The organism is Streptomyces rishiriensis, assembly GCF_003112535.1.
Classification (GTDB): domain Bacteria; phylum Actinomycetota; class Actinomycetes; order Streptomycetales; family Streptomycetaceae; genus Streptomyces; species Streptomyces rishiriensis.
In genome coordinates this window covers 264,804-288,339 of the sequence record NZ_BEWA01000007.1, presented here as the reverse complement: position 1 = coordinate 288,339, position 23,536 = coordinate 264,804, and the positions used below count along the sequence as shown (strand labels likewise).

At 72.3% G+C, this 23,536-nt stretch carries 19 protein-coding genes and 1 pseudogene; 4 read left to right on the top strand and 16 right to left on the bottom strand.

What is annotated here, in order from left to right:
• Nucleotides 1-21: 21 nt before the first annotated feature.
• Nucleotides 22-873 carry an alpha/beta fold hydrolase gene (locus tag Sri02f_RS13985; RefSeq protein ID WP_109001484.1) on the bottom strand — a complete coding sequence of 284 codons (852 nt, stop codon included), beginning with the start codon at nt 871-873 and terminating at the stop codon, nt 22-24.
• 106 nt (nt 874-979) lie between these two features.
• Nucleotides 980-1,798 carry an oxidoreductase gene (locus Sri02f_RS13980; RefSeq protein ID WP_109001483.1) on the bottom strand — a complete coding sequence of 273 codons (819 nt, stop codon included), beginning with the start codon at nt 1,796-1,798 and terminating at the stop codon, nt 980-982.
• 165 nt (nt 1,799-1,963) lie between these two features.
• On the opposite strand from Sri02f_RS13980, the gene Sri02f_RS13975 reads away from it, so the two are divergent.
• On the top strand, nt 1,964-2,542 hold the full coding sequence (locus Sri02f_RS13975) for a TetR/AcrR family transcriptional regulator (RefSeq protein ID WP_109001482.1): 579 nt from the start codon (nt 1,964-1,966) through the stop codon (nt 2,540-2,542).
• 34 nt (nt 2,543-2,576) lie between these two features.
• On the opposite strand, the gene Sri02f_RS13970 is transcribed toward Sri02f_RS13975, so the two are convergent.
• Entirely contained in the window at nt 2,577-3,662 is a 1,086-nt protein-coding gene (locus tag Sri02f_RS13970) for an MMPL family transporter (protein ID WP_307721037.1), read from the bottom strand.
• Between the two features lie 42 nt (nt 3,663-3,704).
• Nucleotides 3,705-3,881, bottom strand: a complete 177-nt coding sequence (locus Sri02f_RS43855; RefSeq protein ID WP_307721036.1) for an MMPL family transporter — start codon at nt 3,879-3,881, stop codon at nt 3,705-3,707.
• A gap of 716 nt (nt 3,882-4,597) precedes the next feature.
• On the opposite strand from Sri02f_RS43855, the gene Sri02f_RS13965 reads away from it, so the two are divergent.
• Nucleotides 4,598-5,593 carry a glycoside hydrolase family 73 protein gene (locus Sri02f_RS13965; protein WP_159106707.1) on the top strand — a complete coding sequence of 332 codons (996 nt, stop codon included), beginning with the start codon at nt 4,598-4,600 and terminating at the stop codon, nt 5,591-5,593.
• A gap of 54 nt (nt 5,594-5,647) precedes the next feature.
• Nucleotides 5,648-6,109 (top strand): hypothetical protein, encoded by a 462-nt coding sequence (locus Sri02f_RS13960; protein WP_109001480.1) that lies wholly within the window; start codon nt 5,648-5,650, stop codon nt 6,107-6,109.
• A 21-nt stretch (nt 6,110-6,130) separates the two neighbouring features.
• Here Sri02f_RS13960 and Sri02f_RS13955 read toward each other — a convergent pair whose 3' ends face one another.
• The gene (locus Sri02f_RS13955; RefSeq protein ID WP_109001479.1) at nt 6,131-6,712 is read right to left on the bottom strand and encodes a COG4315 family predicted lipoprotein; all 582 of its coding nucleotides are present in this window, start codon (nt 6,710-6,712) and stop codon (nt 6,131-6,133) included.
• A gap of 375 nt (nt 6,713-7,087) precedes the next feature.
• Between Sri02f_RS13955 and Sri02f_RS13950 the strand changes: the two genes are divergently transcribed.
• A complete protein-coding gene (locus Sri02f_RS13950) occupies nt 7,088-7,927 on the top strand; it encodes an SDR family oxidoreductase (RefSeq protein ID WP_109001541.1) in 840 nt (279 codons plus the stop codon).
• 235 nt (nt 7,928-8,162) lie between these two features.
• Here Sri02f_RS13950 and Sri02f_RS13945 read toward each other — a convergent pair.
• The 11 genes and pseudogenes from Sri02f_RS13945 to Sri02f_RS13895 form a co-directional block, all read right to left on the bottom strand.
• Nucleotides 8,163-8,270 (bottom strand): annotated as a pseudogene (locus Sri02f_RS13945) (shikimate kinase); the annotation flags it as partial.
• Nucleotides 8,271-8,641: 371 nt separating this feature from the next.
• Nucleotides 8,642-11,398, bottom strand: a complete 2,757-nt coding sequence (locus tag Sri02f_RS13940) for a bifunctional YncE/alkaline phosphatase family protein (protein ID WP_109001478.1) — start codon at nt 11,396-11,398, stop codon at nt 8,642-8,644.
• A 5-nt stretch (nt 11,399-11,403) separates the two neighbouring features.
• Entirely contained in the window at nt 11,404-12,762 is a 1,359-nt protein-coding gene (locus tag Sri02f_RS13935; RefSeq protein WP_109001477.1) for an ABC transporter permease, read from the bottom strand.
• Nucleotides 12,759-13,703, bottom strand: coding sequence for an ABC transporter ATP-binding protein (locus Sri02f_RS13930; RefSeq protein ID WP_109001476.1), 945 nt, complete (start codon nt 13,701-13,703; stop codon nt 12,759-12,761). Before Sri02f_RS13930 ends, Sri02f_RS13935 begins: the two co-directional genes overlap by 4 nt.
• A gap of 254 nt (nt 13,704-13,957) precedes the next feature.
• Nucleotides 13,958-14,287 carry a CU044_2847 family protein gene (locus tag Sri02f_RS13925; RefSeq protein WP_109001475.1) on the bottom strand — a complete coding sequence of 110 codons (330 nt, stop codon included), beginning with the start codon at nt 14,285-14,287 and terminating at the stop codon, nt 13,958-13,960.
• 114 nt (nt 14,288-14,401) lie between these two features.
• Nucleotides 14,402-15,658, bottom strand: coding sequence for an ABC transporter substrate-binding protein (locus tag Sri02f_RS13920; RefSeq protein ID WP_109001474.1), 1,257 nt, complete (start codon nt 15,656-15,658; stop codon nt 14,402-14,404).
• Nucleotides 15,655-16,512 carry a hypothetical protein gene (locus Sri02f_RS13915; RefSeq protein WP_159106706.1) on the bottom strand — a complete coding sequence of 286 codons (858 nt, stop codon included), beginning with the start codon at nt 16,510-16,512 and terminating at the stop codon, nt 15,655-15,657. The genes Sri02f_RS13920 and Sri02f_RS13915 overlap by 4 nt, the downstream gene beginning before the upstream one ends.
• Nucleotides 16,509-17,960 (bottom strand): vWA domain-containing protein, encoded by a 1,452-nt coding sequence (locus Sri02f_RS13910; protein WP_159106705.1) that lies wholly within the window; start codon nt 17,958-17,960, stop codon nt 16,509-16,511. The genes Sri02f_RS13915 and Sri02f_RS13910 overlap by 4 nt, the downstream gene beginning before the upstream one ends.
• Before the next feature lie 94 nt (nt 17,961-18,054).
• Entirely contained in the window at nt 18,055-20,181 is a 2,127-nt protein-coding gene (locus tag Sri02f_RS13905) for a tetratricopeptide repeat protein (RefSeq protein ID WP_109001471.1), read from the bottom strand.
• Nucleotides 20,182-20,190: 9 nt separating this feature from the next.
• On the bottom strand, nt 20,191-21,909 hold the full coding sequence (locus Sri02f_RS13900) for a S1 family peptidase (RefSeq protein ID WP_109001470.1): 1,719 nt from the start codon (nt 21,907-21,909) through the stop codon (nt 20,191-20,193).
• A 188-nt stretch (nt 21,910-22,097) separates the two neighbouring features.
• Complete coding sequence (locus Sri02f_RS13895; protein WP_109001469.1) at nt 22,098-23,354, bottom strand: MFS transporter; 1,257 nt, start codon at nt 23,352-23,354, stop codon at nt 22,098-22,100.
• Between the last annotated feature and the right edge of the window lie 182 nt (nt 23,355-23,536).

The window sequence follows — 23,536 nt, the reverse complement described above, 5'->3', positions numbered from 1 at the left end:
CTGCCGGGTCTCGTCGGACGGTCAGCCGGCGAGGAAGGCCGTCACCTGGGCGGCGAAGTCCTTCGCGTGCTGGAAGAGGAAGGCATGGCCGGCGTCGCTGTAGGCGACGAGGGTGGCGCTGGGCAGGTGCTGGACGGCGGTGTAGGCCGCCAGCGCCGGGATCATCGCGTCCTGCATGCCGGTGGCGTAGAGGACGGGCTGCCGGATGGCGGCCAGGTCCGCTCGCACCTGCTCGAAGGGAATCGCCGCGTCCTTCGCGATGGCGGTGATCTGCCCCAGGGCCGCGGCTTCGGACACCTCGGGGAGCCCGGTGGCCAGCCGCGTCGCCACCCTGGCGAGGTGCGCGTAACCGGCGGCGCGACCGGTGTCCGTGTCCGGGAAGAACAGGAACACCAGGTCGTCCCCGGTGACCTCGGGCTTGGTCATGGTGGCCCGTATCCGCGGGTCCGGGGCGGGCGCGCCGGGCACCGTTCCGCCGGGGCCGGCGGCCGCGACGACCAGCCTGCGCACCAGGTCGGGCCGGGTGCGGGTGATGTGCTGGGCGACCGTGCCGCCCAGCGTCCAGCCGAGCAGGTCGACCTGCGTGAGGCCGAGGGCCTCGATGAACTCGACCGTGCCGTCGGCGAGCCCCCCGACGGAGTCGGCCGGGGCGCCGGTGGTGTAGCCGGTGCCGACGTTGTCGAACACGATCACGTCGCGTTCGGCGGCCAGGTGGTCCAGGAACTCCGGGTCCCACCAGTCGAGGGTTCCCCGGACCCGGTTCAGAAGGACCAGCGGGGTGCCGCCCCGCGGGCCCAGGCGCCGGTAGGCGAACGTCGCGGAAGGTCCTTCGACGCTGAGGTTCTCGGCCGCGTCTGCCAGATAGGTGCTCATGTCGAGCTTCGCTTTCCTGTCGCTGTCGCTGTCGCTGTCGCTGTCGCTGTCGCTGTCGCTGTCGCTGTCGTCTGGTGGCTGAAGGGGGCGTGGGGGTGCCCGGGTGTCAGGCGGCGGGCAGGCGGTTGAGCTTGCGCAGCTGCTGGTCGAACATGCGGGAGGGGACGATGCGGCGCATGGTGCGAACGCGTCCGGTGATGGCGCCGGCGGTGTAGCGCAGCTTGGGCTTGGCGTCCGTCGCGGCGGCGACGATCTCCTTGGCGACGACGGCGGGGTCGTCGCCGTCCTTGACGGCCTGGGCCATGTACTCCTCGAAGACGTGACGCTGGTGGGCGTAGACGTCCAGGGGCCGGTCGGGGCGGACGCTGGCGACGTCGAACGCGGTGCTGGTCCAGGCGGGTTCGACGAGCAGGACGCGCACGCCGTGCTCGCGGACCTCGTGGTCGACGGACTCCGAGTAGCCCTCGACGGCGTGCTTGGAGGCCGCGTAGACGGCCATGTAGGGCTGCGGCATGAAGCCGACGATGGACGAGATGTTGACGATGCGGCCGCTGCCCTGGGCGCGCATGTACGGCAGGACGGCGTTCGTCATGCGGATGACGCCGAGGACGTTGATGTCGAAGAGGCCCTGCGCCTGTGCGGCGGAGCTTTCCTCGGCCGCGCCCGCCGAGCCGATGCCCGCGTTGTTGACCAGCACGTCGATGCGCCCGAACCGGTCGATCACCTCGCCGACCGCGGCCGTCACCGACGCGTCGCCGGTCACGTCGAGGTCGAGGAAGGTCACGCCCTTGAGCGGGGTGACGTGTGCGGTGTCGCGGCTGGTGCCGACCACCTCGTGGCCCGCTGCGGCCAGCGCGAGGGCGGCCGCCTTTCCGATGCCGGAGGACGCGCCCGTCACGAGGGCCACCGGTCGTGTTGTCGTCATCTCGCACTCCTGGTTCCGGGATCGGGTGAACCCCCGATCGGTTTCACCAATGTATCAGTTCATCCTTAAGAAGCAACATGGAAGCATCAATTAATGGGAGAGCCGTAGCGTTCACGTATCCTCTACGAAGGGTCAAGACATGAGCCGACGAGACGGGAGACAGACATGGGCCGAGCACTGCGGGCAGATGCCGAGCGCAGTGTGCGCGCGATTCTGGAGGCGGCCGAGCGGATCCTCGCCCAGGACACGGGTGCTTCGATGGAGCAGATCGCCGAGGCCGCGGGGCTGACCAGGATCACCGTGCACCGACGGTTCGCGAACAGGCAGGCACTCCTGGACGCGCTCGCCGTGTCCGCGAAGCAGCAGCTCATCGACGCCATCGAAGAGGCCCGCCCCGACGCCGCTCCCGCGCTCGTCGCCCTGTACCGGGTGACCGCGAACGTGCTGCGCGTCAAGAGCACCTGGCGCTTCACCCTCAGCCACGCCAACGCCCACTCCGAAGCCGCGGCCGCCCTGTGGAGCGAGATCGACGCCCACACGCGCGAACTCCTGATCCGCGCCCGGCGCGAGGGACTCCTCGCGCCGGGCGCGGACCTGGAATGGACGCGGCAGGTGTACTACGCCCTCCTGAGCGAAGCTCTCGACAGGCCCGGCGCGGACCAGGACCCGGCCGCACAGGATCCCGACGCGCTGGCCGCCCTCGTCATCGACACCCTCCTGCACGGGGCGGGGCCGCACGACTGAGCCCGGATGCGGCCCGGGCGCGGCCCGGATGCGCTCAGGAGACGGGCTGGGGTTCCTTGTGGTCCGCCGGTGCGGCCTTCCGCAGGCCGGCGCCCTCGACGTCGAGGTCGGGCAGGATCCGGTCCAGCCAGGCCGGCAGCCACCAGGCGCCCCGCCCGGCCAGGGCGAGCACCGCGGGCACGAGCGTCATGCGGACGGCGAAGGCGTCAACGGCCACGCCGACGGCCAGGGCGAAGGCGATGGGTTTGATCAGGGAGTCGTCGAGGGGGAAGAACCCGGTGAAGACGGTGAACATGATCAGTGCGGCCGCGGTGACGACTCGCACGTTGTGTCGCGCCCCGTCGACGACCGACTGGCGGGCCCGGCCGGTGTGCGCCCGCTCCTCGCGCATCCCTGACACGAGGAACACCTCGTAGTCCATGGCCAGTCCGAAGAGCACGCCGATCAGGATGATCGGCAGGAAGCTGACGACGGGGCCGCTGTGGGGCACGCCGAGTATGTCGGCCAGCCATCCCCACTGGAAGACGGCGACGACGAGCCCGAGCGAGGCGCCCACCGAGAGCAGGAAGCCGACGGCCGCCTTGACGGGGATGACGAGCGAGCGGAAAACCGTCATCAGCAGGATCAGGCTGAGGCCGACGACGATGGCGACGAAGGGGAGGAGGGAGTCGCTGAGCCGGTTGGAGACGTCGATGTCGACCGCGGTGGTGCCGGTGACCGAGAGGGTGGCTCCGGTGGCCTCACGGATGCCGGCCCCCGTCTCGCGGATGTCGCTGACGAGACGGCCGGTGCGGACGCTGTCCGGGCCGGACGCGGGCAGGACGGTGATGACGTGCCGTGCCGGGTCGCTGGTGGGCTGGGGCGGCAGGACGGCCTGGACGTCCCTCAAGGTCCGCAGCTTCCGGACGACTTGGGCGTCTGCCCGTGAACTCGCGGCACGCGTACCGTTCTCGGCCCCGGTCAGCACGAGGAGCGGGCCGTTGAAGCCGGGACCGAACTTGTCGCTGATCGTGTCGTGGGCCCTGCGCTCGGTGGAGGCGTGCGGGGCGGAGCCGTTGTCGGGCAGGGCCAGGCGCAGATCCGTCGCGGGCAGGGTGAGGACCACCAGGGCGCCCGTCACGGCGAGCACGGTGAGCAACGGCTTGGCGATCGCCCACTTCGTTCAGCGGGCCCCCATGGCGGTGTGCCCGGTACCGCCGTCGGCGCCGGCGGCCCGCTGTGCGGCGCGGCTGCCGGGCTTGGGGGCGAGCCGGGAGCCGGCGAATCCGGCGATGGCGGGGACGAGGGTGATCGCGGCCAGCACGGCGATGAGTACGGCTCCTGCGGCCCCGAGTCCCATCGTCGTCAGGAACGGGATGCCGATGACGCTCAGCGCGGCGGCGCGATGATCACGATGGCCCCGGCGAAGACCACGGCGCTTCCGGCCGTGGCACCCCGGGGCCCCAGGCAGGACCGACGCCCGACGCGCAGACCGACACGGTCGAGGAGTCCGGCCCGAAGGCGGCGGCAGCGGCGGACCGTGAGCCGGTGCCCGCCGCCGGCTGAACACACCCCTCACCGCCGGTCCGGAGCGCGCGCTCCGGACCGGCCTCTTCCCTGTCCGCGTCACAGGTGCGGAGAGCGCGGGAGCGCAGCCGCTCGGCACGCAAATCCCTTGCCGCGCAATGGAGATGGGGTGTCACCGGACTTCCGTGGAACCGCGCGGAGGGAATTCGCCTGATTTGCTCGGTATCGCCATGTCCAATAGCATTGGCATTACCGGCTCATGCGGTTGCCAGAGGCGCAAGGCCGGGAGAGGTCGGAACGTCCTCCATTCAACTGCCTTTCGGGCAAGCGCTATCCGGCCCCGTGACCATGCCGGGTTCCGAAATGATCGCGGAATCATGCGGAGCGCGCCGGCGCTTGTTCTCCTCGCCGGCCTGGCTTCGCTTGTCGGCGGCCGTCGTCCACTTCGATGACAACTCGGGGCGTTCTGCTCGCTTTTCCGCTTTCCGCTTCCTCGTGCCGCACGGGCTCCCGTTGTGGACTCACCGCATCACGCCTCTTGGAGTAGACATGACGCTCACGCAGGCACAGCAGCAGTTCCTCTCCGATGCCGTCAGTGCGGGCCGGGCCTCGCAAGCGGAGTTCCAGGTTCCAGCCTCGGTCACGATCGCTCAGGCCATTCTCGAGAGTGGTTGGGGAGCGAAGCACATGGGTAACGCCAACAACTATTTCGGAATCAAGGCTCAGACGCGGAACGGCCAGGTGACGTGGGGCTCGATCGCCACCGGGTACGTCACGGTACCCACCCGCGAGGTGATCAACGGCCAGAGCGTGACGGTCCAGGCGAACTTCCGTTCGTACAATTCGATGACCGATTCCTTTCGTGACCATGGCGCATTCCTGCGGAACAACTCCAACTACGCACCGGCGTTCAAGACCAGTGATGGCATCGCCTTCGCGCGAGCCGTGGCGGCCGGTCACTACGCTACGGACCCCCATTACGCGGACGCCCTCGTAAGGATCATCCAGCAGCAGAATCTCCTGCAGTACGACTCCGCCGCGGCGAACGCAGGCACACCGCAAAGCGGCGGGGCGGACGCGGGGACGGACGCCGGGGTCGACGCGGGGACCGACGCTGGGGTCGACGCGGGGACGGACGCCGGGACCGACGCCGGGGTCGACACCGGGATCGACGCGGGGGCGGACGCGGGGACCGACGCTGGGGTCGACGCGGGAGCGGACACCGGGGTCGATGCGGGGACGGACGTCGGGGTCGATGCGGGGGCGGACACCGGGACCGATATCGGAGTCGAGGCGGGGACGGACACCGGGACCGATACCGGGGTCGACGCGGGGGCGGGTACCGGGGTCGACACGGGGACAGACCTTGGGACCGACACAGAGACGGACACCGGGACAGGCCTTGGGGCCGACACAGAGACGGACACCGGGACCGACACAGAGGCGGACGCCGGGGCCGACACGGAGACGGACCCCGGTGTCGACACCGGCACCGGCATCGACACCGAGGCCGAGAGCGAAGCCGAGGCCGGCGCGAGCGCCTGAGGCCTTGCGCTGCGTCTGATCGTGCCTGGTCACATCGGAATGAAGGAGGCTCCCATGGCTCGGATCATGTACGACGCGGTCACGCCGTCGAATATCCCGGCCGGCGCCAAGATGGTCGCCGGCTACGCCGACGGCCGGTATGCCAACCTGACGCAGATCAAGTCACGTTTCCCGCAAGCCACCGTCGTGTCGATCGCGGTGCGCCACACCACCCCGGCGCACGTCCTGGACGTCGAGCGGGGCGACGCGACCCCTCCGGAGGCGGTTGTGTGGTGTACGCACACCATGGCCCAGACGTCGAACAAGGAGCTGACGGTCTACTGCAACACTTCCACCTGGCCCAAGGTGCGCGCTGCGTTCCAGGCCGCGCACGTGACCGAGCCGAACTACTGGATCGCCCAGTACGACAACAACCCGTCCATCCCGGCCCGCGCGGTGGCCAAGCAGTACGCCAGCAACAAGAAATTCGACACGTCGGTCGTTGCCAGCCGCTGGCCCGGCGTCGATCCGGCCTGAGTTCCCGGCGCCGCGACCTCGTCAGTAGCCGTAGCCGCCTCCCGACCCGGTCGGGGAGGGGCTGGGTGCGGCGCCGGTGATCGGGGTGCCGCTGGGGCTGAGCACGTACCAGGCTCCGCCGAAGGCCGTGCTGCCCTGCCCCGTGGTGTCGCCGGGCTTGGCGTCCTGGGCGAAGCGGTAGAGGGGGTGGCCGTTGTAGGTGACCTGGGTGGTGTGATCGTTGCGGGGGGTGGTGCCGACCAGGGCGTCGTTCAGGCCGTCGGCGGTGGGCCGCCCGGTGGTGGTGTCGGGCGGCCATGCCTGGGCGCAGGCGTCGTAGCAGTGCGAGGTCGTGCCGCTGTCGGCCTTGAACAGGTACAGGGTCCGGCCGGATCCGTCGACGAGGATCTGGCCCAGAGGGGAGCTGTGCGCCCGCAGTGCGGCGGATCCGCCGGTGGCGGGCGCCGAACTGCTCGACGGGGGCGCGGAGCCGCTGGATGAAGACGAAGACGAGGATGAAGACGAAGACGAAGACGATGAGCCGGAGGAGCCGGAGCTTCCGCATCCGGCGGCGAAGGCCGCGACGGCGGTCGCGGCCACTGCGAGGGTGACGGCGCGTTGCATGGCGTTCTTCTTTCCGCTGGGACCTCCTGCCGTGCCGTGTGCGGTAGGTCCGGTCCAGGGGCCCGACGGAAGACGGGTCCGTAGTTCAATACGTCCGATACTCCCCTTTGGTTCATTTATGCGCATGTCGCGTCCTGCGGGCGCGGCGAGGCACTTGGGGCCTGTCTAGCCCGACCGTGTGACGTGGCCGGTCGAAGTGCGGCTGCTTTGCGTGCCGGTCCGTTTCCCCCGTGGCGACGGGTGCTTTCGTCGGCAGGCCGGGTACGCGACGGCTCCTGTGGCTTGTCCTGACGGCCCGGCCGACGTCCAGCCGTGCTCCTGCGCGTCGTCCGGTTGCCCAGGGCGGCCGTCCGCAAGGCAGAAGGAGAGATCGTGGTGGCAGGAAACGTCGACGAGAGCCGTGGGCCGCTGTCCGCGCCGCTTCTCAAGGGGCAGAAAGCGCTGGTGACCGGCGCCAACTCGGGCATCGGCCTGGCGACCGCGATCGCCCTGGGCCGGGCCGGGGCGGACGTCGTGGTCAACTACGTCGCCGGTGCGAGCGAGGCCGAGGACGTGGTGAAGAAGATCGAGGGCTTCGGGGTCCGCGCCTACGCCCATCAGGCCGATGTGTCCGACGAGGACCAGGTGACCGCCATGGTCGCGCGGATGGTCGAGGAGTTCGGCACGATCGACGTCATGGTGCCCAACGCGGGCCTGCAACGGGACGCGGCCGTGACGGAGATGACGCTCGCCCAGTGGCGGAAGGTCATCGACGTCAACCTCACCGGCCAGTTCCTGTGCGCGCGCGAGGCCGCCAAGGAGTTCCTCCGGCGCGGCGTGGTCGAAGAGGTCTCCCGGTCGGCCGGAAAGATCATCTGCATGAGCTCGGTCCACCAGCTCGTCCCGTGGGCCGGGCACGTCAACTACGCCTCCTCCAAGGGTGGCGTGGGCATGCTGATGCAGACCCTCGCCCAGGAGCTGGCCCCGAAGAGGATCAGGGTCAACGCGGTCGCCCCCGGAGCCATCCGCACGCCGATCAACCACGACGCCTGGTCCACCCCCGAGGCCGAGGCCGACCTTCTGCGCCTGATCCCGTACCGACGCGTGGGGGACCCGGACGACATCGCCAACGCCGTCGTCGCCCTGGCCTCGGACCTGCTCGACTACGTCGTCGGCACCACCCTGTACGTCGACGGCGGGATGACGCTCTTTCCCGGCTTCGCCACCGGGGGCTGATCTCCGGCCGGGATCGCGTCACGCCCCGCCGGCGGTGGTCCCGGTGACGGCGACGGTCCCGGCGGCGGTCCCCGGCGGAGGATCCGCGGGGCCGGTTCGCCGCTCGCGCCGTGCGCGCGTCACCCGGCGCGGTGACCGGGCGCGGTGACCGGGTGCTCCCGCCGCGCCCACGGCCGCTTCCCAGCCGATGACGGCGGGACGGCCCGTGCGCCGCGGCGCGCGTCGCCCGGTGGACGGCGCGGTCGGCGGCCGGGTGGAGGTCGTCCGCCTCCAGGAAGGGGACGCCGAGCCGCTGTGCGAGCAGCCGCCCCACGGTGGACTTCCCCGAACCCGAGACGCCCATGACCACCACGACCGGTGGCGCCGGGCCGGTCGTGCCGAGGGCGTCGAGGTGGCTGCCGGCGTCGTCGTGCACGTTCACCGGCGCTCGGGCGCGGCGGTCCGCGAGTGCTCCGCCAGGGCCTGACCGGCGGGGGGCGGGCAGCGATCCATGGAAGCTCCGAAGGGCCGGAGAGAACCCCTGGGTCCACTATCGGCCACCCCGGTGGCGCCTGCGCGCCGGAAGCGCCCGAAGAGGAACGGGGGCTCCGGAGCGCGCGGGCAGCGCACCCGGCGCGCCGGGCCCGACCCGAAGGACACGGAACGCGGTTCCGGCTCGGTGGGCCCGGCGACCCGGACGGAAGCGCCTTCTCGCGGCAGGACGGGCGGGGTCGGTCAGCCGTCGGACTCCGGGGACGGGAGGTAGGCGCCCGGCACGTCGTCCGGGGCGTAGATCCTGGTGTCGCCGGGGTAGGGCTCGGTCCAGTTATGGGTCTCGTACCAGGTGAGCCGGTTCATCTGGAGCGGGTTGGCGTAGTCGGGCACGGCGTGCGGGCCGGTCAGCCGCTGGTGCGACTCCCAGGTCTTCCACTGCGCCGCGACCTCCTGCTGCTGCGCCGGCGCCTTCCTGGTCATCGGCACGGGAGCCGCGGCCGGGTCCTGCGGCGCCGGGACGTCCGCACCGCACGCGGGCTGGGTGCTCAGGCCGTCGGTCAGCGGGACCCGGTTCGCCACCGCCTTGAAGGGGGTGGCGTCCGCCTTCCGGGTGAAGGCCCCCGACATCGGGGTGGCCGCGCTGTCCTTCTGGTTCATCGGGTGGATCCCGAGGATCTGCTCGACCGTGCGGATCATCGTGATCTGCGAGTAGTAGCGGGCGTCGACCTTGCCGCGCTGCGCCCAGGGGCTGATGATCTGCACCGGCGCGCGGTGGCCGTCGACGTGGTCCAGACCGGCCTGGGAGTCGTCCTCGACGACGAAGATCGCCGAGTCCTTCCAGTACGCGCTGTGCGAGATCTCGTCGACCATCCTGCCGACGGCGAGGTCGTTGTCCGCGACCTCCGCGGAGGGGCTCGCCGGACCCCCGGTGTGGTCGTTGGAGAACCAGAACATGTTCAGGTTCGCCGGACCGTTCTTCTCGAAGTCCTGCTTCCAGATCTGGTACTTGTACACGTCCGGCACGGCGAGGTCGAACAGCGGGAAGCCCTGCACCGACACCTTGTTCAGCGAGGGGATCGCCGAGCCCGTCCGGATGGGGTAGGCGGTCGGCTGCCCGGTCGCGCCCATGTTCTTGGCGTCGCAGTACAGGTTCTGCCAGGTCGCGCCGGACGGCTTGCTCTCGACCGACTGGAACTCGCCGAAGTCCTTGACGGACCTGCCGGCCGCCTGCGCGCCGGTCCACAGGAAACCCGACTTCTGGTGACCGAGCACGTCGTCCTCGGTGTCGTAACTACGCGCGTACTCACCGGCCGAGGACTCGGTGTACTCCGGGTTGTCCGACTGCATCAGCCAGTTGTGGCCCTCGGCGGAGTTCGTGCCGATGTCGTAGAAGTTGTCGTACAGCCCGAACTGCCGTGCCAGCGCGTGCTGGTTGGGCGTCACGTTCTCGCCGAACTGGGTGAGCGAGGCGTCGCCGTTGCCCTGCGGCAGGTCACCGAAGACCTGGTCGTAGGTCCGGTTCTCCTTGACCAGCAGGAAGACGTGCTTGATCGTCGAGGGGTCGCCGAGCCGCGCGGGGACCGGTACGGGCTTCGCGTGGCTCCTGCCCTTGGACGTCCTGACCGAGCCGGGGGTCCAGCCGTTCTGCCGGAAGACCTTGGCCGTCTGGGCCCTGATGACGCTGTCGTCCGGCAGCGTGAACTGCGTCAGGCTCGAGGTCGTGTCGTGGGTGCCGTGGCTGCCGGTGGTGGAGGGCCGGCGGGCGTCGATGCCACGGGTGTGGGAGACGACCACGTGCCTGCCCACGGCGGTGATCTCCGAGGGGAAGTAGTCCGTGGGCAGCAGGCCGACGTAACTGGCGGGCTCCTGCGCCGACTTGTAGCGGTAGACGGCGACCGCGTTCGCACGGCCGAGCGTCACCAGCAGGCGGCCGTCGTCGGTGAGGGTCACCGCGTCGGGCTCGTAGCCGACCTTCGCCTCCGGCCACGGCTGGGTGGCGATGGTCTGCACGACCTTGTCGCGGGCGGTGTCGATGACCGACACGCTGTTGTCGGCGGTGTTGGTGACGAACACCGCGCCCTTCTTGGCGTACACCGCGGTCGGGTGCAGGCCGACGTCGATGCTGCCGACGGCGGCGGTCGGGTGCGCCAGGTCGATGACGCTGACCGTGCCGGTGGTGGCGGCGCCGGTGTCCGGGTTCGCCACCACCTGGGTGCCGTAGGAGTTGATGGTGGTGTCGCCGGGCCCGGCCGGACGGCCTCCCTCGTTGCCGACGTACAACTTGCCGCCGGCCAGGGCGAGTCCACGGGGAGCGTTGCCCACGGCCCAGCTCTGCTCGACGGCCCCGGTGACCGCGTCGATGGCGACCACCCTGTTCTGGCCGTTGACCGCCGCGTACACGGTGGAGCCGTCGGCGGAGAAGACCGCGGCGCCCACGAGCGCGTGCTTGGCGCCGTCGGCCGGTATCGGGACGGTCTTCGGGTCGGCGAGGACGCCGTCCGCGTCGACGGTGAACCTGGTGTAGCCGTCGCTCTGGCCCAGCCACAGCTGCTTGCCGTCGGGCGAGTAGGACGGGCCCTCCTGGCCGACGGACCCGCTCTTGATGCGCAGGTCGTCCGCCGCGTTGGTACCGACCTTCTGCTTCACCTGCCCGGTCTTCAGGTCCACGACGACCAGCGAGGCGTCCCCGTCGGCGATCGCGGCCGCGAGACGGCTGCCGTCCGGGCTGACGGAGGACGACATGATCTTGCCGTCGTTGATGACGGTGCGGTTGCCGTACGGCTTGATGTACTGGTCGCTGGAGACGACCTGGCCGTCGGCGGTGTTCTGGCCGACCTGCTCGGTGCCGAACCGGTACGTCGAGGCGACCGCGGTGCCCGTGACGCCGAGCGCCACGGCGATGCCCGCCGTGACCAGCGTGGCTCGTCGGCCGACGCGTCTGCCGAGGATGGTGAGGGGTCGGGAACCGTGGACCCGGCGCTGCCGTGTCACCTGCATGGAGTTCATCCCTTCGAGGTGGTGTCGAGCAGGTCGACCTGGCCGTCGAACTGCCAGAGGGGGTTCGGGGCGTCCCCGGTCGGCGTGCGCACCAGGAAATAGCCGTTGACTTCCTTCGGACCGTCGCCGTCGGCCACGAACCGCCCGTCCGAGCCGACGTCGAGCTGGTAGACGGCGGTCCCCGCGACCGGGACGCCGGGCAGACGCCAGGTCACGACGCAACGCCAGTCGTTGCCCGGTCCCTCCTGGGCGCCGTGGCCGGCGCTCTTGGTGCACGCCGCGGAGGTCCGCAGGCGGGCCTCCGTGACGGCGGGGCGGTGGAGTTGCTCGGTCTGCAGGCGGTAGAGGTGGGCGAACGCCGTGGCGAGGGACCGCTGCACCTTGTCCTGCCGGATTCCGGAGCCCGCCGCCGGAGCCGCCAAGGCGACCAGCGCGGCCGTGAGGGCGACCAACGCGACCGGCGGCAGCAGCCCGAGGGCGATCGTGCGGCGGCCCGAGCCGTCGTAGGCCGCGTCGGTGAAGTCGCGCCGCACGAAGAGCAGATACGCCGGCACGGTCGCGCCCACGGCCCACACCAGGCTGACGGCGACGCCGATCAGGAGCGGGGTGGTCTGCGCCGGGGCGGTGAACAGGCCGTCCCAGGCGGTGAAGGCGTATCCCGGCAGGGCGAGACGCACGGCGACGGGCAGCGGCAGCGCCTGGGCGACCTGCATCGCGAGCGCGGCCAGGCCCGGCAGCAGCAGTCCGGTGGGGGACCGTCCGAGCGCGACCGATCCGAGGATCCCGAGCGCGGCGAGGGCCAGGGTGGGGACGAGCACGCAGACCCAGGCGAGGAGGACTTTCCCGCCGGCGTCCGCGGGGGTCAGCAGGCGGCCGTCGAGGCCGATCAGCGGCCGGTCGCCGACCGCCAGGAGCCCGCCGGCCATGCCGGAACAGGCCAGTCCCGTCACGAGCAGCAGGACGACGCTGAAGCCGGCCAGGGCCTTCGCGGCGAAGATCCGCCGGGGCGATCGGACCGCGACGAGGAGATGACGCCAGGTGCCGAGCCGGTCCTCGGAGGCGAAGACGTCGCCGGCGACGACGGGGGCCAGCAGCGGGAGCGCCCAGGCGCCCGCGAAACCGAGCGTCACCAGTGGTCCGGCCCATCCCGTGGTGTGCATCCAGCGGCCGAAGAGGGTGTCGGAGGGCAGTGTGCTCTGCTCGCTCACCGCGGCGACGAAGAGCGCCGGGGCGATCCAGCAGGCGAGGACGAGCAGCCGGACCCGCCACTGCGAGAACAGCTTGACCAGCTCGAAGCGGTAGCCGCGCACCACCGTGACCCGGCGGGCGGCGGTGGGGCGGTCGTCGGCGAGGGTCGCGGTCATCCGCCGTCCTCCTGCGGTGCGGTGAGGGCGAGGAAGGCGGCCTCCAGCGGCGACACCACGGGGGTGAGCTCGCGCACCGCGACACCCGAGCGGACGAGCCGTGCGACCAGTTCGTCGAGAGCGGGCGTCTGCGCGCGGACGACGATCCCCTCGGCGGCGCCGGCCCGCGACCCGGCGTCGTCGACGAGGCGGACGCCGGCCGTGGCGGCGGCCAGCCAGCGGGCTGCGGGTGCGTCGGAGGTGCGCAACCGGTAGTCCAGCTCACGGTTTTCGGAGGCGAGCTTGTCCAACGGACCGGAGAACACGACCCGTCCGGCGGCGAGGATCGTGATGTCGTCGCACAGGGCCTCCAGGTCGTCCATGCGATGGCTGGACAGGACGACGGCCGCGCCGTCGGCGGCGAGCCGGCCGAGGACGCCGTGCACATGCCGCTTGCCGGCCGGATCGAGGCCGTTGGACGGCTCGTCGAGCACGAGCAGCCGGGGCTCGGCGAGCAGGGCGGCGGCGAGCCCGAGCCGCTGACGCATGCCCAGGGAGAAGCCGCGGGTCCGGTCGTCGGCGACGTCGGTCAGCCCGACCTGGTCGAGCACGTCGTCGATCCTCTGCGTCCGCGCGTCGCCGCCGCGCAGGGCGGCCAGGGCCGCGAGGTTCTGCCGGGCGGTGAGCGAGGGGTAGAGCCCGGGTCCGTCCACGAAGCCGGCGACCCCGTCGGGGGCGGCGAGCGTGCGCCCGACCGGCGTGCCGAGGATCTCCAGCCGGCCGCTGTCTGCGGCGGCCAGGCCCAGCAGGAGGCCCAGCAGCGTCGTCTTGCCGGCCCCGTTCGGTCCGACCAGGCCGTGGACCCGGCCCGGTGCCACGTCCAGGTCGATCCCGTCGAGCGCGACGACGTCGCCGAAGCATTTGCCGATCCCGCGAGCACGGACCGAAAGGCGTGCGTCCATGAGTCCCTTCTTTCGAAGCCTTCAGGGACCTTAGGGAGTGCATGGAGGGCCGGCGGGAACAGCGAATTGAACGTTGGGGGAACGGGAGAAGCTCCGTCGGCAGTTGAGCAGGCGACCTGCTGAAATGCCCTGCGCTCGGGCGAATTTGTGCGACGGCCGGCTCATTTGTGGGTAAGGCGTCGGCAAATGTGTGTGCAGGAAACACCCAGCGCCGGGCCGCCAGGGGGCAAAGCCCGGACGAGCCCGCCTCGTATTCAGCTCGGAGGTGTCGGTTCCGTGCCGCTCCAGCGGAGGGTGACGTCGAGGTGCGCGCTGGCGCTCGCGCTCGTCAGGACCGCGCCGAGCTTGGCGTCGAGGACGACGCCGAAGGTGACCTCCACCTCGTCGGGCCGCTGGGCGGCGCCGCGGAACTGTCCGATCACCTCGGAGGCGGCGGAGGTGATGGGCGCCAGCGCCTCCCTGAGGCTGGTCGCCGCGCTCTCCAGACGGGTGCCGAGGCCCACTGCTCCGGTGCCGGTGCGGGTGGGCGGGGCCACGAGGACGACGGTGCCGTCGTCGAGGGTGAACTGGACGGCGTCCGGCATGGCGGGCTCCTGAAGGGATCGGGTACGGGGCGGGGGCGGTGGGGGATTCGGCCGGACGCAGGGGATCCGGGGGAGCAGGGGAGGCCCGGGGGAGGCAGGAGGATCGGGAAGGGGTCACGGGGTGCCGCACAGGGGTGGCGCGGACGCGGGGCGTGCGGGGCCGAGTGCGTCCTGGACCTTGTCGAGCGCTTGGAGCAGCGGGCCCTCCGCCGCGCCGTCCGCGTACTCCAGGACCGCCCGGTAGAAGGCGGCGGAGACGTCGGGATCCATCGCGTCGGCGGCGCTGAAGCAGAGGGTGTTCGCGGAGGTGTGGAGCATCCCGGCTATCCCGCCCTGGACGGCGTCCTCGTAGTCCTTCACCACCACCTGCCGGTCGGCGGAGAGCGCGAAGCCGGGTCGGTTCACCCACATCCGCTGGGCCTCGGTGCTCGCGAGGTAGGCGATGAACTCGTCGGCGCTCTCGTTCCCGGTGAACTTCCCGACGAAGTCGGCCGAGACCTGGAGGGTTCTGCCCGAGGGCACCACGTACATGTACGCGCGCTCCTTCACCCGGGCCGCGTCGAAGGACATCGCGGCGAGGCTGCCGTGGCCCAGCGTGCACCCGGGCATCTTCTTCGCGGCCTCGTCGAAGCCCGACTTGGCCGCACCCTCACGGGCGCTGCCCACGAGCTCCCCCCACGCGGTCCACGCCCTGTGGACGGGCCCGGCGTCCCACGGCGCCTTTCCCGACGCCCATGCCGTGTAGTCGTCGACGCCCTTCGTGCCCTTCTCGGCGAGCAGGAGGTCCGCGATCCAGTCCGCGCCCGGCCACCCGGAGGTGGGGCCGGACTCCAGCCCGAGGCACCAGGTGTAGCGGCGGGACCGGAGCGCGCTCCAGTCCGCGGGCGGCTTCGGGGCGGTGGCGGCGACGTCGTACCAGACGAGGCTCTTGACGTCGGCCTTGACGGGGACGGCGTAGACGTCGTTCGTGCCGGGGGTTCCCTTCGTGCCCGGCGTGGTGTGCATGCCCAGCCCGCGGAACGGCTGCACGTAGTCGCTCGTGTCGACGTCGAGTCTCCGCAGCACCCCCTGCTGCTGGTACTTGGCGATCGCCCCCACGCTGGGGAGCACCGCGAGGTCGGGCTTCGCGTCCGCCGCGACCGCGGCGTCGAGCTGCCGGGTCAGGGCGCGGGTGACCTCGGGTTCGACGTGGATGCCGGGGTGGCTGCGCTCGAAGGCCTCGACGACCGCGTGGAAGGCCTCGAACTCCTTCCCGGACCAGGGGACCATGATCGTCACCTCGCTGTCCGCCGGTTCGCCGCACGCGGCCGACGCCAGGAGGAGCCCGAGGACCAGGATGCAGCGGACGAGGGGCGCCGTCGGTCTCCTCATGAGCGGGGGAACCTGTACTCGGCGAGACGGGGACGGTAGGACAGATACGTGAGCGCGCCGGCGGCGGCCAGGACGGGCAGCGTGATCGCCACGTCGAGCGGGCGGTCCACGCACATCAGCACGTCGACCGACGCGGTGGCGAGCAGGGCGAGGAGGAGCGCCGGGCTGGGATACCGACGGAAGCGCCGGGCGACGACGCGGCCGGTCGCGCAGACCAGCAGCAGCATGACCGCCAGAGGCGCCATGAAGAGCGGCCACAGCAGACGGCGGTCGCGCCAGTCCGAGGAGGACTGCACCTCCTCGGCGTCGCTCTCCACCCTTTTGAGATCCAGGAGCGAATGTTCGAGCCCGCCGGTGAACCGGATGGCGTCCTCCCCCTCGCGCTCCGGCTGCCGGCGCAGCGCCTCGACGACCTTGAGGACGGCCGGGGCCCCGTCGAGAACCGCCGCGTTGGCCATCTCCACGATCGTGGCCAACTGGCCCTGCACGAACTGGATGTGGCTCAGCCCCCGCTTGCCGGCGCCGTTGCCCTCCGTCGCCGAGGTGAGATGGGAGCTGATGCGGGCGGCGGCGTCGGAGAAGTCGGCTCCGGTCCCGGTCAGAGCGATCGACACGGGGTCCTCGATGTCGGAGAGCCTGCTGAGCGCCCTCTCCGCCTTCACGGCTTGTTCGTGCGCCCGGTCGATGTCCGTCATGGCCTCCTTCGTGCGTTCGGAGGCGGCGATCTGCTCTTCGGCCCGGTCCGCCGCCACCAGACACAGCAGCGTCGTCACGGCCAGCACGGCCAGCACGCCCGCCCGGAGCCGGCGCAGCACCACGACCGGATGGGAAGCACGCAGCCGTCTCCCGGTCACAGGGCGTCCCTCGGCTCGTCGGACACGCCCGGGTCCCCGAACCGGTGCCCGCACTCCTCGCAGAACTTGGCCTTCGGCGACGTGGACGTCGTACGGCACCGGGGACACACCCGGGGTGACCCGGCGTCGTGCGGCGGCCGGTCCCGCGGCGGCCGGTCCTGCGGCTCGGCCGGTCGTCTCGCGGTCTTCGTCGAGTCGACGCCGATCCCCAGTATCCGGCCCCGGGCGACGTCCCGCCGCACCCGCGGCAGACCGTCGGGGCCGTCCGTGGCGATCGCGTACAGCGACTGCAGGCGTGCGCTGTCCCGGAGGGATTCCGCGAGGTCGATCGCGAGGCGCAGTTCACGGTCGGCGCGTTCGAGGTCCCCGCGCAGTTGGGCGTCCGCGCAGGCGCGCATGGCCATGCCGAGTTCGCGTTCGTTCTCGACGCGGGTCAGGTCGGGGGAGCGGGCGATGCCGAAGCCGGGCGTCGAGCGGCGGCGCACGACCATGGCGGCGCTCTCCGCGCAGGGCCGGCGCGTCCCGTCGGGGAACTCGGCGTGCAGGCTGATGCGGGCGGCGCGCAGGGTCTCGTCCACGGTCAGACTCCCGGGGTCGACGCGCAGGGAGATCTGGTACTGACGGGTCTGTGGGGCCCAGGATCCGAGAGGGACGTGCGTCTCCTCGCCCCGCTGCTGACGCGCCGTCAACTCGGCTTCGACGGGCCGGGTCTGGCGTACGAAGGCGAGCTGGAAACGGCTGTTGAGGCGCAGGCCCAGATACACCCGGGGCACGACGATCCGCTGCGCCTCGCGCATCAGGCGGGTGAAGTCCTCGGTGAGGTCGGAGAGGGTGACGACGGCCTCGGCGGAGCCGTGCAGAGCCTCGGTGACGCGCAGGAGTTCGGTGTAACGCCAGTCGTCGCCCAGGCCCCTGGCGTCGCAGACGAAGTGGTCGGTGCAGGACGCGAGGATCTCACCGAGCTGTTCGGGCGTCTCGTGCTCGTCCTTGCCGTCGGTGTACAGCACCGCGTGACGCACCGTGCCCGGGGAATCCACCGAGGCGAAGAGGCGGCGGGCGTGCGCCAGCCACTTCCCGATCGCCGTTCCGCCCTCCGGGAGTTGACCGGCCACCCGGAGCTTGGCGTCCTCCCGGGTGCGGGCGTCGACCCGGGCCAGACCGCCGGTCGTCGGGAAGATCACTTCGGCCTCGTGGTGGCCCGCGACGACGGCCAGCAGGGTCCCGTCCCGCAGCGTGTCGATGGCCGCCCGCATCGCACGCTTCGCCTCGTCCAGCTTGTGGCCCGTCATCGACAGCGAGCGGTCCATGATGAGGATCTCGGCGCTCGGGGTCCGCGCGGACGGGCCCGCGGCGGAGTCTGCCGTGACGGTGATCAGGGCGTCCGCGCGTCCCTCGTCGTAGGGCAGATCCGAGGGCGCGTCCACTTCCAGGGCGAAACTGAGCCCCAACGGCGACCTGTCCCCCACCGGCACCATCCGATCGTGTCGCTGTGCGTTTCCTTACGGAGCGTGCAAGCGTTCTCGACGGAACGTGCAAGGGAGCTTAGCCTGCCGGGCGTTGCTCCGAAACGGGAACGACCCGTTCTGCACGCTTTCCCCGCCGTCCCCAAGTCAGCGCCGGGCGCAGCCGGTTGGCCAGGTCCACCAGCGCGACGTACTCGCGCTCGGTCGGCGCGTGCGGGCCGAGCGCGCGGATCGCGTCGGACAGCTTCAGCCGGTCGCGAGTGCGCAGGAACTCCGCGTATTGGATCTCCGCCCGCAGGGCGGCCGCCGCCGCGTCGTCCACGTCGAGACCGGCCAGGTCAGCCCTGGCCCGCGCCACGTCGTCCTCGGTCGGCGCCGGGTGGCCGGGTTCCGGGACGACCATGACCCGCAGGCGGACGGCGGCCACGCGGGCCTCGCGCTCGTAGCGGAACTCCTCGGCCAGCTGTTCGGCGACGGCCACCGCCGTCGCCCGCTCGCCCGCCAGCAGCAGGACGCGGGCCAGACCGAAGCCGGCCGCACCGAGCGCGGGGGTGGTGTCGAAGACCATCCGGTAGTGCGACCGCGCCAGCGCGCCGTCCCCGCGCAGCTCGGCGCACAGACCGAGGCCGAGGGGCGGGATCAGCTCGCCGGGAAGCGCCCTGCGCACCTGGCCGAGCACGACGGCGGCCCGCCTCGGAGAACCGGCGGCCAGCGCGATCAGCCCGCAGTACCAGTCGGACAGCCAGTGCCAGTCGGGCAGGCCCGCCGCCCGCAGATGCGCCGCCGCCGCCGTGGCGTCCTTCCCGCGCAGGGCGAGCCGGATCTCGGCCAGCGTGCCGCCCGCCGTGGCCGTGACCGTCGGGTGGTCGGGGTCGGACAGGGGGGCCGGAAGGGCGGCCGCGATGTCGCCGGGATCCGGCGAGGAGAACGGCGCGGGCATCCTCAGCAGCCCCCTCCCGTCCGGCTGCGCCTCGACCCAGTGGGCGAGGGGGCGGGCCGCGCCCAGGCCGCCGTGCAGCGAGCCGGCCATGGACCCGAACAGGGCCGACGGACGCGCCACCTGACGGCGCGTCGGCGGAGCCGCCACCACCTGCCGGATGACCCCGCTGAGCTGCTCCGCGAACTGCCGGGCCGACACGAACCGCCACCACGGGCGCTCCGGGTCCGTGGCCCGCTCCAGCAGCAGGTGCAGCGAGTCGACACCGGGTGCGGAGCGGTCCGTCCAGCGGGAGCGGCACACCTCGCGCAGGGTCATGCCCAGTCCGAACAGGTCGAAGCCGGGGGTGGGGCGCAGATGCTCCGGGTCGGTCTTCGGCGGCGCGTACGCCTCCGTGTAGGCCACGACCTTCCCCGTGTCCTTCGTCCGGCTGCGCACCGCGCCGAAGTCGATGAGCCGCACCCGGTCGAGCGCGCCCGCCGGGCCCTCCTCCCGGAAGCGGATGATGTTCAGCGGCTTGACGTCGCAGTGCAGCAGGCCCCGGGCGTGCAGGTAGTCGAGCGCCTGCAGGACGCGGACGCCGTGCGCCAGGAGGGTTTCCAGGCGGTCGCCGTCGCGGGCCGAGAGCGGTTCGCCCGGCACGTATTCGAGGACGAGGTGCGGCCCGTCGTGCTCGTAGCCCAGGATGCGGACGATGCTGTCGTGCCGGAGCCCGACCAGCACGTCCCGCTCGTGCCGGGCGGTCTTGGCCACCGACTTGTGCAGCGCCTTGAGGACGACCCGGGTGGCCAGATTGCGGTCATGGGCCAGATAGGCCGCCCCGTACGCTCCGGAGCCGAGGACGCGTTCCACCTCGTAACGGTCGGCGATGACCAGCCCGTTGGGCTGGGCGAAGTCGTAAGGGTGGCCGCAGGCCGTGCAGAATCCCGCGATCCGGCCCGGCTCGTCGCCCTGACCGCGGCCCACCGGCAGCCCGCAGGGGGAGTAGGAGCAGAAGCGATGCTCCTCGGCGACGGGGCCCGACGGGCTCGACGGCACGTCCGGGGGCTGATCGGAGTCGACCAGGCCGAGGCCGTACCAGGGATCCGGCCGTACGTGCGCCACGCCGACCCCCGCCGCGACCCGCGCCGGCGGATCCGGCGCGCGGCCCCGTCCCGGCGGCGCGACGTCGTCCCGTGGCAGCGGCGGCCGGTCGCAGACCGGGCAGAAGCCCTGATCGTCGATCCGGCCGCGTCCGCAGTCCGGGTGGTTGCACATGGGAGGGTTCATCCCCAACGGTCACCTCTCCTCCAGCCGTCTTTCCTCCAACCGCCGGTCGACCTCGTCGATGTAGCGCCCGACCAGCGTGCGGGCGGCCCCGAGGTCGATCGGCTCGGTCTTCAGCGCGCGGAACGCCGGGGCGTGCCGGTCGGCGAGAGGCCGGTCCTCGTCGCCGAAGTAGCGCGCGGCCCGCACGCGGTGCAGCTCCAGGCGGGCGGTGAGGTCCTCGTGCGCGGTGAGCAGCCGGCGCAGGTCGTGATCGAAGCGGGCCAGGGCGGCGCGGGCGTCGTCGGCCCGCTCGTGGATCACGGCGAGTTCGGGGTTGGGTTCCGTGGCCCGGGCCACGGCGAGCCGGACCCGGAGCCGGGGCGCGGCGCGGGGCGGCAGCCGGGGCGCGGCGAAGAACCGCACGCCCCGCTCCTGGTGCAGCGCCGCAGCCGCGTCCTCCTCCGCCGCGAGCTGTCCGACGACCGTGTGGACCGCCGCGGCGGTCACGTTCCGGGTGGCGTCCCCGCGCAGGGGTTCGGGGTCCAGACACACGTCGTGGGCCAGGTCGGCCGGCGTCACGCCCTCGAAGCCCAGGACCAGGCGGATGCCGCGCGACCGGGCCCGGGCGGCCAGCTGCCCCAGCAGCTCCCCGAGGAGCGCCCGCGGGTCCTGGGCGCGGTCGACGCCGCCCACCACCAGACAGGCGGGCGGCCTGCGGCGCAGCAGTTGCCGCGCCACCTCGCGGGGGTCCCCGCCGGGGAGGCCGAACCGGCGGGTGAGGTATCCGCCGACGTCCGCGACCGACCGGCCGCGCGCGTCGTAGGCCGCGTCGATGGCGCCGAGCCCGAGGACGGTGTCCCCGGGCGCGCCGGTGAGCTCGGCGTCGCTGACGGTGGCCCGGGCCGCCGGATCGGCCGTGCGCACCAGACGGACGAGCCAGGAGTCGCCCACCGCGGTCGTGCCGCCGGTCCCGACGACCACGGCGCCGCACCAGTCGCTGTCCAGCAGCCGGGTCAGTTCCTGCGTCAGCGCGAGCCGCAGCGGATCGCCCAGCACGTCAGCGGGCAACTCGCCGCGCGACGGCCCCAGTTCGTCGTTGCGGTCTCCGCCGGTGAACTCCTCGATCTGCGGCAGGTACGTCAGGATCGTCTCCGTCGGCAGCATCCAGGCCGCCTTCGCGTCGCCGTTGACGTAGTCGGCCACCACGATGCCGATGACGCGGCCGTCGAACTCGCCGCCCACCGCCATCGCCCCGGCGCCCGAGTACCCCCGCTCGATCCACGGGTCGCCCTCGCGCATCCGCTTCAACAGGCCCCACTCGCCCTGCCGGTGGCCGGATCCCGCCAGCCGCGCGTCCGCGCCCATGCCGAACGGCTCGTCCTGGGGAAAGCCGTACACCTGGACCATGCCGCCGGAGATGGGCGCCTTCCACAGCGTGGTCCGGGTGTCGCAGCCGGCCGGTTCGTCGAGTTCGAGCAGCGCCACGTCGCCGCGCTGGGTGTCGTGGTCGTGCACCCAGGTGCCCGGGGCCACGTGCGCGGTGCGGGTCCACTCCGGACGGCACGCCACACTGCTGACCCGCACCGCCGACGCGGCGGCGGACCCGGGCGCGGCTCCGGCGTACCGGACCACATGGGCGCAGGTCAGCACATGCCGGTCGTCGAGCAGCACTCCCGCGCCACAGGGCGCGCCTTCTGCGTCGTCCACCCTCACGCGCCACGGACGGTCACTGTGGTGATGCAGCGCCATGCGCCCACGGTATGGCAACCCGCCTCACATTGCCGGGGGTTGGCGAGACGGGGGCGATTCCGGCCGCGGGCGGGGCGGGGGCGGTTCCGGGGCGGTTCCGGGGCGGGGGAGCGGCGGCGGGGTGCGTCGGGGAGCGGCGGCGGGGCGGCGGAGGGGAGCGGGTGGCGTCATGGACGGGACCCGGTGCGTCAGGTCCGGCTGCGGGCCGGATCCCGCTCGTGGTCCTGCCGCGGGCTGAGGTCGTGCCGGGGAAGCAGGACGGGGGTGATCAGCATCAGGACGCCGGCGACGGCGATCGCGGTGCGGGGGCCGACGGCGCCGGCGAGCAGGCCCCACAGCCCGGTCAGGGCCGCGATGGTCACCTTGCCGCTGACGGACCACGCCGACAGGGTGCGCGCGACCCGGTCCGCCGGCGTCCGGTCGAGCCGGTAGGCGGCGAAGACCGGGGTGAACACGCCCATGCACGCGATCAGCCCGAACTCGACCGCGACGACCAGGACGAGCCCGGCCGCACCGGGCCGCACGAAGGCCAGCCCGAGGGACCAGCACGCGCGCAGCGTCCCGGCGGTGAGCATGACCCTGTGCCGCCCGAACCGTGCCACGAGCGGGCGGGCCAGCCGTGAGCCGAGGATGCCGCCGAGGCACGGCAGACCGAAGGCCAGACCGTACTGCCAGGGGGCGAAGCCGAGGTCGCCGAGCATCAGGACGGCCAGCAGCGGCGAGGTCGCCATGATCAGACCGCTGACCAGGACCGTGTTGAAGAACAGCGGCCGCAGCGCCGGGTGGGCCAGGACGAAACGCCATCCTTCGAGCAGATCGGCGGGCCGGAGCCGCGCGCCGGGACCGCCGGCGCGCACGGGACGCGGCTCGCCGCCGCCGATCGCGCGGATCCCCGCGGCCGACAGCAGATAGCTGACCGCGTCCGCCGCGACGGTCGTCACCGGGCCGAACAGCCCCATCGCGGCCGTGCCGACCGGCGGTCCGAGCACGGTGGCGGTCCAGTTGGTGGACTCGAACCGGCCGTTCGCGACGAGCAGGTCCTCCGGTCGCACGAGTGCTTTCAGAAAGGCCCCGCTCGCCGCGTTGAAGGCGATGTCGGCCGCGCCGACGACGACGGAGACGACCAGGAGGTGGGTGAAGGTCAGCAGACCGACCGCGTAGGCGGCGGGGACGCTCATCAGCGCCGCGCACCGGGTCAGGTCCATCGCGATCATCACCGGGCGCTTGCGGCGGAACTCCACCCACGGCCCGAGCGGCACCGCCACCGCGGCCCCCACCGCGAGCCCCGCGGCGGCCAGCGCCGACACCTCGGCCGGCCCGGCGTGCAGCACCAGGATCGCGATCAGGGCGAACGCGTCGAACGCGAGCCGGGTGCCGAACGCGCTGACCGCGTAGGCCGCCCACAGCCACCCGAACCGCCGGCCCAACGGCCTCCCGCCCACCATGCTCAGCGCGCTCCTCTGCGTTCCGTCCGGACGTCCCGGCGGTCGAACCGGCGTCACCCGGAGCCGACCCGCGCCGACCCGAGTCGGCTCGCGCCGACCGGAGCCGACCCGTGGGGGAGAGCTAAGCGAGCGGAACAACAGCAGGTCAAACAACCGCGGCGCCCGCAGGGCACAACCACGCG